This is a genomic window from Sandarakinorhabdus rubra (genome assembly GCF_010994245.1).
In the GTDB taxonomy this organism is placed as follows: Bacteria; Pseudomonadota; Alphaproteobacteria; order Sphingomonadales; family Sphingomonadaceae; genus Sandarakinorhabdus; species Sandarakinorhabdus rubra.
In genome coordinates this window covers 1-8022 of the sequence record NZ_WMHO01000116.1, presented here as the reverse complement: position 1 = coordinate 8022, position 8022 = coordinate 1, and the positions used below count along the sequence as shown (strand labels likewise).

9 protein-coding genes are annotated in these 8022 nt (G+C 66.8%); 6 read left to right on the top strand and 3 right to left on the bottom strand.

Features of this window, described 5'->3' with window-relative positions:
* The 4 genes from GJV64_RS08485 to GJV64_RS08470 all read left to right on the top strand — a co-directional run.
* A partial coding sequence (locus GJV64_RS08485; RefSeq protein WP_164156829.1) for a methylenetetrahydrofolate reductase occupies positions 1 to 621 on the top strand: 621 nt, incomplete at its 5' end.
* On the top strand, positions 618 to 1667 hold the full coding sequence (locus GJV64_RS08480) for a homocysteine S-methyltransferase family protein (RefSeq protein WP_164156828.1): 1050 nt from the start codon (positions 618 to 620) through the stop codon (positions 1665 to 1667). The genes GJV64_RS08485 and GJV64_RS08480, both read left to right, overlap by 4 nt.
* On the top strand, positions 1664 to 4273 hold the full coding sequence (gene metH, locus GJV64_RS08475; RefSeq protein ID WP_164156827.1) for a methionine synthase: 2610 nt from the start codon (positions 1664 to 1666) through the stop codon (positions 4271 to 4273). Before GJV64_RS08480 ends, metH begins: the two co-directional genes overlap by 4 nt.
* A 57-nt stretch (positions 4274 to 4330) precedes the next feature.
* Complete coding sequence (locus tag GJV64_RS08470; protein WP_164156826.1) at positions 4331 to 5047, top strand: hypothetical protein; 717 nt, start codon at positions 4331 to 4333, stop codon at positions 5045 to 5047.
* A 67-nt stretch (positions 5048 to 5114) separates the two neighbouring features.
* Here the strand turns inward: GJV64_RS08470 and GJV64_RS08465 are convergent, their stop codons facing one another.
* The 3 genes from GJV64_RS08465 to yghU all read right to left on the bottom strand — a co-directional run bounded on the left by GJV64_RS08465 (position 5115) and on the right by yghU (position 7052).
* Positions 5115 to 5567, bottom strand: coding sequence for a hypothetical protein (locus GJV64_RS08465; RefSeq protein WP_164156825.1), 453 nt, complete (start codon positions 5565 to 5567; stop codon positions 5115 to 5117).
* A gap of 178 nt (positions 5568 to 5745) precedes the next feature.
* Entirely contained in the window at positions 5746 to 6189 is a 444-nt protein-coding gene (locus tag GJV64_RS08460) for a PaaI family thioesterase (RefSeq protein ID WP_164156824.1), read from the bottom strand.
* The gene (gene yghU, locus GJV64_RS08455; RefSeq protein ID WP_408014976.1) at positions 6186 to 7052 is read right to left on the bottom strand and encodes a glutathione-dependent disulfide-bond oxidoreductase; all 867 of its coding nucleotides are present in this window, start codon (positions 7050 to 7052) and stop codon (positions 6186 to 6188) included. The genes GJV64_RS08460 and yghU overlap by 4 nt, the downstream gene beginning before the upstream one ends.
* A 104-nt stretch (positions 7053 to 7156) precedes the next feature.
* On the opposite strand from yghU, the gene GJV64_RS08450 reads away from it, so the two are divergent.
* On the top strand, positions 7157 to 7483 hold the full coding sequence (locus GJV64_RS08450; RefSeq protein WP_164156822.1) for a GNAT family N-acetyltransferase: 327 nt from the start codon (positions 7157 to 7159) through the stop codon (positions 7481 to 7483).
* A gap of 6 nt (positions 7484 to 7489) precedes the next feature.
* The gene (locus tag GJV64_RS08445; RefSeq protein WP_164156821.1) at positions 7490 to 7903 is read left to right on the top strand and encodes an OsmC family protein; all 414 of its coding nucleotides are present in this window, start codon (positions 7490 to 7492) and stop codon (positions 7901 to 7903) included.
* Positions 7904 to 8022: the final 119 nt, after the last annotated feature.

Sequence of the window (8022 nt, the reverse complement as noted above, 5' to 3'; positions counted from 1 at the left end):
GACTATTGGGCGGCCGGCGTGCGCCATATCGTGGCGCTGCGCGGCGACCCGCCGGCCGATCCGGCGGGCGGCCCGGCCCGCTTTGCCCCAGTGCCCGGCGGCCATGCCAGTGCCGCCGCGCTGGTCGAAGCGCTGAAGCGCCGCCATGATTTCGAGATTTCGGTGAGCTGCTATCCGGAGGTCCACCCTGAGGCGCGCAGCCCTGAGGCCGATCTCGATGCGCTGAAGGCCAAGGTCCATGCCGGCGCAAGCCGCGCCATCAGCCAGTTCTTCTTCGAGCCCGACATCTTCTTCCGCTTCCGTGACCGGGTGGCAGCGGCCGGGCTCGATATCGAGTTGGTGCCAGGGATCCTGCCAGTCAGCAACTATGCCAATCTGAAGCGCATGGCGGTCAGTTGCGGCACCCATCTGCCGGACTGGATGGGCCGGCTGTTCGACGGGCTGGATGACAAGCCGGCCGCCCGCCAGCTGGTGGCCGCCACCGTCGCCGCCGAAATGGCGCGTCGCCTTTATGCGGGCGGCGTGCGCCACTTCCACTTCTACACGCTCAACCGCGCCGAGCTGTCCTACGCCATCTGCCACCTTCTGGGCGTACGGCCAGCACAACAGGTGACCGCATGACCAGTCCTGGCGAAACACTGCGCGCCGCTGCCGGCACCCGCATCCTCATCAAGGATGGCCCCTATGGCACCGCCGTGCAGGACCTGGGGCTGAAGGCGGCCGATTATGCCGGCGAACTGCCGAGCAACTTCGACCAGAAAGGCAACAACGACCTTCTGAACCTCACCCGGCCCGCCGACATCGCCGGCATCTGCAACCGCTACATCGCTGCCGGCGCCGAACTGCTGGCCACCAACACATTCAACGCCAACCGCATCAGCCAGGCCGATTATGGCATGGAAGGCCGGGTGCGGGAGATCAACCTGGCCGCTGCGCGCGTCATCCGCGCCTGCGTCGATGCCGCCATCGCCGCCGATGGGCGCCCGCGCTGGGTGGCAGGCTCGCTGGGCCCGACCAACAAGACGCTGTCCCTCAGCCCCCGGGTCAGCGACCCCGGTTATCGCGAGGTGACGTTCGACGAGGTGAAGGGCGTCTATCGCGAGCAGATCGATGCGCTGCTCGAAGGCGGGGTAGACTTCATCCTCATCGAGACGGTGTTCGACACGCTCAACGCCAAGGCCGCCGCCTTCGCCGCGGCCGAGGCCGGCGATGCTCTGGGCCGCGACGTGCCGGTGATGCTGTCCATGACGCTCACCGATCTGTCGGGCCGCAACCTCAGTGGCCAGACGGTGGAGGCCTTCTGGCACTCGATCAAGCATGTGAAGCCGGTGGCTGTGGGGCTCAATTGCTCGTTCGGCGCCACGGAGCTCAGGCCGCACGTGCAGGCGCTGGCCAAGGTGGCCGATACCCTGATCCTCACCTATCCGAACGCCGGCCTGCCCAACGATCTGGGCGCCTATGACGAGCAGCCGGAGACCACGGCCGGCTTCATCCGGGGCTGGGCCGAGGAGGGGCTGGTCAACATCGTTGGCGGTTGCTGTGGCAGCACGCCGGCGCATATTGCGGCGATGGCCCGCCAGGTGGCGGGGCTGCCGGCGCGCGTCATCCCCCATCCCGAACCGGCGCTGCGCCTGTCGGGCCTCGAAGCGCACAGGTTCGCGGCGTGACGACTGCTGGTTTCATCAACATCGGCGAGCGCACCAACGTCACCGGCTCGGCGGCGTTCAAGAAGCTGATCCTGAATGGCGACTACACCGCTGCGGTTGAGGTCGCCCGGCAACAGGTGGAGAACGGCGCCCAGATCATTGACGTCAACATGGACGAAGGCCTGCTCGACAGCGAGGCCGCGATGGTCACCTTCCTCAACCTGATCGCCGCCGAGCCCGACATCGCGCGCGTGCCGGTCATGGTCGACAGCTCGAAGTGGAGCGTGATCGAGGCCGGGCTGAAGTGCCTGGTTGGCAAGGGCATCGTCAATTCAATCAGCATGAAGGAAGGCGAGGGGCCGTTCCTCGAACAGGCGCGCAAATGCCTGCGTTATGGCGCGGCGGTGGTGGTGATGGCCTTTGACGAGCAGGGCCAGGCCGACACCGCGGCGCGCAAGGTGGAGATCTGCGAGCGCGCCTACCGTCTGCTCACCGGCATCGGCTTTCCGCCGGAGGACATCATCTTCGATCCCAACATCTTTGCCGTCGCCACCGGCATCGAGGAACACAATAATTACGGGGTCGATTTCATCGAGGCGACCCGCGAAATCCGCCGCCGCTGCCCGCACGCGCACATCTCGGGCGGCGTCTCCAACCTGTCGTTCAGCTTCCGCGGCAACGAACCGGTGCGCCGGGCCATGCACTCGGTGTTCCTCTATCACGCCATCGCCGCCGGCATGGACATGGGCATCGTCAACGCCGGCCAGCTCGACGTCTATGACGCCATCGACCCGGAACTGCGGGAGCTGTGCGAGGACGTGGTGCTCAATCGCCGCGCTGATGCCACCGACCGGCTGCTGGCCGCCGCCGACCGCTTCAAGGGCGGGCCGGCGAAGGCCGCCGATCCGGCCGCCGAGGAGTGGCGCCAATGGCCGGTAGCGAAGCGGCTGGAGCATGCGCTGGTGAAAGGCATCGATGCCTTCGTGGAGGCCGACACCGAGGAGGCCCGGCACCAGTTCGCACGGCCGATCGAGGTGATCGAAGGACCATTGATGGCCGGCATGAACGTGGTGGGGGACCTGTTCGGTTCCGGCAAGATGTTCCTGCCGCAGGTGGTGAAATCGGCGCGTGTGATGAAGAAGGCGGTGGCGGTGCTGCTGCCCTACATCGAGGCCGAAAAGCAGGTCGGCAGCTCCGCCAAGGGCCGCATCATCATGGCCACCGTGAAGGGCGACGTGCACGACATCGGCAAGAACATCGTTGGCGTCGTCCTCCAGTGCAACAACTTCGAGGTGATCGATCTCGGCGTGATGGTGCCGGCGCAGACCATCCTCGATGCCGCCGTGAAGCACCAGGCCGACATGATCGGGCTGTCCGGCCTGATCACCCCCAGCCTCGACGAGATGGTGCATGTGGCGAGCGAAATGCAGCGTGCAGGGATGGCGATGCCGCTGCTGATCGGCGGGGCGACCACCAGCCGGGTGCACACGGCCTTGCGGATCGCGCCCGCTTACGAGGGCCCGGTGGTGCATGTGCTGGATGCCAGCCGCGCTGTTGGTGTTGCTGGCACGCTGGTGTCGGACACGCTGAAGGACGGCTTCGTGGCCGAGACGGCGGCCGAATATCAGAAGATCCGGGACCAGCGCGCCGGCTCCGGCCAGTCGGCGCTGGTGCCGCTGGAACAGGCGCGCGCCAATGGCTTCACCCCCGATTTCGCGGCGCATCCGCCGGTAAAGCCCGCCTTCACCGGCACCATGACCATCGACGATGTGACGGTGGACATGCTGATCCCCTATATCGACTGGACGCCCTTCTTCCGCGCCTGGGAACTGCACGGCAACTACCCGGCGATCCTTTCCGACGAGGTGGTGGGCGAAAGCGCGACCAGCCTGTTTGCCGATGCGCAGGCGATGCTGAAGCGCATCGCGGCCGAGCGCTGGCTGCACCCCAAGGGCGTCATCGCCATCTGGCCGGCGCGCCGCGACGGCGATGATGTGCTGCTGTTCACCGACGAGACCCGCAGCGCCGAAGTGGCCCGGCTGCCGTTCCTGCGCCAGCAGATCGCCAAGCGTGATGGCCGCGCCAACATGTGCCTCGCTGATTTCATCCATCCGGAGGCTGACTGGCTGGGCTGCTTTGCGGTGCAGGCGGGCGAGGGGATCGATGAACAGCTCGCCCGCTTCAAGGCTGCCAATGATGATTACAACGACATATTGCTGAAGGCGCTGGCCGATCGGCTGGCCGAAGCCTTTGCCGAGTATCTCCACGAGCGCGTGCGCCGCGAGATCTGGGGGCATGAGCGCGGCAACCGCATGTCCAACGAGGATCTGATCCGCGAGCGCTACACCGGCATCCGCCCGGCGCCCGGCTATCCGGCCTGCCCGGAACATAGCTTGAAGCGCCAAATCTTCGATCTGATGGACGTGGAGGTGCGCGCCGGCATCACGCTGACCGACAGTTTCGCCATGTGGCCCACCGCGGCGGTTTCGGGCTTCTACTTCGCCCATCCGGAAAGCGCCTATTTTGGCGTCGCCCGCATCGGGGAAGATCAGCTGGCTGACTATGCACAGCGGCTGGGGGTCAGCCGGGAACGCGCCGTCCAGCTGCTGCGGCCAAATCTGGACTAGGCGCGCGCCCGGCGGCGACGTATCCGGAGCCTCCCCCCGAGACGCCGCAGCCCCCGCTTGAACGCTTCCACCACCTTTCTTGCCCAGGATGCCGGCCTGCTGCCGGAACGCCGCCGTGTGCCCGTGCTGGCGCTGGTCATCGCTCTGCACGTTCTGGCCATCCTGCTGCTGCTGTTGCTGCGGCCGGCGCTGCCGTTGGGCAAGAAGGGCCCGGCGGCGATGGTGGCGGTGAACATCGCGGCGCCGACACCGCAGCGCGCGCAGCCGACGCCGCAGCCGCGCCCGAAGCCGGTGAGCAAGCGCAGCGCGCCACAACCCGAACCCATCGTCACCGCGCCCGATGCGCCGCCGGCCAAGTGGAGTTTCGGCGATCCGGCGCTGCGCGGCTTTGACCTCAAGTCGGTGCCGAGTGCCGAGCCGGCACCCGCCCAGCTGGCGGCCGGGCCGCCCGACAGCGCGGTGGTGGGCCTGGCCCCCGATGGCAGCAAGCTTTACGCCGCTGAATGGCAGCGCGAGCCGACCGATGCGGAACTGGGCTTCTATCTCAGGAAGGCGCGCTATTCGGGGCCGGGCAGCTATGGCATCATCGCTTGCCGCACCGCGCCGCGCTTCAAGGTGGAGGATTGCCGCCCGATCGGGGAAACGCCCGGCTCTGGCCTGGGCTATGCCGTGACCGAGGCCGCCTGGCAGTTCCGGGTGAAGCCGCCGCGCATCAATGGCGAATACCAGGTTGGCACCTGGGTGAGCATCCGCATCGACCTGCGCGGGGATTGAAGTGCAAAGCCGTGGCCCGGACCGGCACGCCTGGTGCCGGCCCTGACCTCACGGCATCAATCGCGCGTCACTTGTCCCAGTGGCCGGTGCCCATCTGCATCGTGCCCTTGCCGGACCCGGAGAGCACGCCTCGGCGGTTGGCATAGACGCCGGTCTGGCCGAACAGGCCGCCCCAGCAGCCCATGCCGGTGGCTTGCTGGCCGTTGCACCCCCAGACCGAGGTCCAGGTGCCGGTGGCATCACCGCCATTGCAGATCATGTGGCTGTCGAAGATCTTGCTCTTCTCGGGCTGGCTCATGGCAATGCAGGTGAAGGTCGATGCGATCTTCTTGCCTTCCATCATCAGCTCCGTGGTTCCCGTCCAGGCTGAGGCCCCGAACGGAGCCGCGCCTGCAGGTGCGCCGCCAACCATGGTGGTGGGTGGATTGGAATTGGACGTGTAGGTGAAGCTCTGGGCACCAGCGACGCTGGCACTCGCGACGCAGACAAGCGCCATCATTCCGAAAATCGGTGACTTCATGGTTGTTCCCCCCCTGTGGGCGACTGTTGCGCCCGTTGTCACTGCAGCGCCGGTCCTGGGCGAGTGAACATGTTGGCCGGGCCGGCAGCCACAGCACGGGGATGATGCGCCTCTTCGGCAACAATGTCCAAAATTTAAATTTTACATTAATACAGCGGTCTAACGTCTGTCTCGACGGTCAGCCGCCAGCCATCTGTGCCGCCACCTTTGCCGCATCGATCAGCGTGATGGTGCTCGACGCCTTGGCGAGCACCTTGCCGTCCGGCGTGGTCAGCCGGCCTTCGGCAAAGATGGTGCGGCCACCGCCGCGCTCGATCCAGCCTTCGGCCAGCACCCGGCCCGGATTGGCCGGCGCGTAGAAGCTCACCTTCATTTCAAGGCTGATCGGCACGCGGTCGAAGCCGTGCCTGGCCATCACCGCATGCGCCATCGCGGCATCGATCCAGCCAGTGACGAAGCCGCCCTGTGCCACGCCGCCCGAATGGCACATTTCGGGCTGCACTTCATATTCGATCACGGCGTGGCCGGGATCGAAGCGCACGATGCGGCGTTGCGCGAGGCTGCCCTGCAGCGTGCCGGGCTGGCCTTCGTCGCGTGGTTTGGGGACGGCGGTCTGGCTCATTTGGCGATCTTGTCCTGCGTCTTCGTCTCGAAGTCGGACGCGTCGTGGCGTTCGTGCAACTGGCTCGACGGCTCGCCATAGACACGGTTGACCATGCGCCCGCGCTTCACCGCCGGCCGCGCGCCGATCTGCTTCGTCCAGCGGATGACGTTGGTGTAGCTGGCGACATCGAGGAACTCGCCGGCCTCATAGAGAAGGCCCAGGCTCAGCGCGCCATACCAGGGCCAGATCGCCATGTCGGCGATGCTGTACTCGCTGCCCGCCATATACTCGTTCTGCGCCAGATGCCGGTCCAGCACGTCCATCTGCCGCTTCACCTCCATGGCATAGCGATTGATCGGATATTCCTGCTTGGTGGGCGCATAGGCATAGAAATGGCCGAAGCCGCCGCCCAGGAAGGGGGCCGAGCCCATCTGCCAGAACAGCCAGCTCAGCGCCTCGGTTCGGGCCGGCAGGCTCGTTGGCAGGAAGGCGCCGAACTTTTCCGCCAGATAGATCAGCATGGCGCCGCTTTCGAAGATGCGGGTCGGCGGATCGGCCGACCGGTCGAGCATCGCCGGGATCTTGCTGTTGGGATTGATGGCGACAAAGCCCGACCCGAACTGGTCGCCGGCGCCGATGTTGATCAGCCAGGCATCATATTCGGCGCCGGTGTGGCCCAGCGCCAGCAACTCTTCCAGCAGCACCGTCACCTTGACGCCGTTGGGCGTGCCCAGGCTGTAGAGCTGGATCGGATGCTTGCCGACCGGCAGCTCCTTGTCATGCGTGGGGCCGGCGATGGGCCGGTTGATGCTGGCAAAGCGCCCGCCGCTTTCCTTGTCCCAGGTCCAGACCTTGGGGGGCACATAATCGGTCATGCGCATTCTCCTGAAGTTGTCGCCCTTGTGGGGTAGCAACGCGGCCTTGCCAAGCCATCAGGGTGGCGAGAAAATCTTGGCCACACAGTAGCAAGCCAGGAGCCCGGCCCGTGAGCGATATCCTGATCACCAAGGAGGACGGGCCGCGCCATGGCCGTTACGTGGCGCGTATCGCCGGCATCGCGGCCGAGGCGGAGCTCGTCTTCACCCATCGCGGACCCGGCCTGATCAGCGCCGATCACACCGGCGCGCCCGATACGATGCGCGGCACGGGGGCGGCGAGGGCGCTGGTCGACGCCCTGATCGCCGATGCCCGCGACGCGCCCTTCCACATCATCCCGCTGTGCCCCTATGTTCGCGCCCAGTATGAGAGAAACCCCGACTGGCAGGATGTGATGACCGTGCCGCCCGGCGTCATGCCGCCCATGCCGGGTTGAACGGCCATGGCGAACCCCACCAAGGCACAGGTTGCCGATCTGCAGGGCCGGGCGCTGGCCGTGGCCGTGGCGGTCTCTGGCCACCAGCTGGTTGCCGATGAGCCCATCGAACAGGGCGGCGCCAACATCGGGCCAACGCCCTTCGACCTGCTGACCGCTTCGCTGGGTGCCTGCACCGCGATGACCGTGCGCTGGTATGCCGGGCGTCAGGGCTGGCCGCTGGTGCATGTCAATGTCGAGGTCAGCCATCGCCGGGTGCTGCGGGCCGGCGCGGCGGAGCCGACCCATGTGTTCACCAAGCAGGTGGTGATCGATGCGCCGGCGCTGACTGATGAGCAAAGGGCACGGCTGCACGAGGTCGCCGAGAAATGCCCGGTCCAGCGCGCATTGACCGGCGAGATCGAGGTCGAGACGATCTGAAGCCGCTGCTGTTCAGGCCGCTGGCGGCGCCTGGCCGACGTGGCGACCGAGCAGGAAGGCACGCACGGCCGGATCGCTGGTGAGGCCGGCGGCGCGGGTGGCGGCGGCGCGGGCAGCGT

Excerpts from the sequence above, each read along its gene's own strand:
- GJV64_RS08480 (WP_164156828.1), top strand. The coding sequence starts at position 618 with ATGACCAGTCCTGGCGAAACACTGCGCGCCGCTGCCGGCACCCGCATC.
- GJV64_RS08465 (WP_164156825.1), bottom strand. The coding sequence starts at position 5,567 with ATGAAGTCACCGATTTTCGGAATGATGGCGCTTGTCTGCGTCGCGAGT.
- GJV64_RS08460 (WP_164156824.1), bottom strand. The coding sequence starts at position 6,189 with ATGAGCCAGACCGCCGTCCCCAAACCACGCGACGAAGGCCAGCCCGGC.
- yghU (WP_408014976.1), bottom strand. The coding sequence starts at position 7,052 with ATGCGCATGACCGATTATGTGCCCCCCAAGGTCTGGACCTGGGACAAG.
- GJV64_RS08445 (WP_164156821.1), top strand. The coding sequence starts at position 7,490 with ATGGCGAACCCCACCAAGGCACAGGTTGCCGATCTGCAGGGCCGGGCG.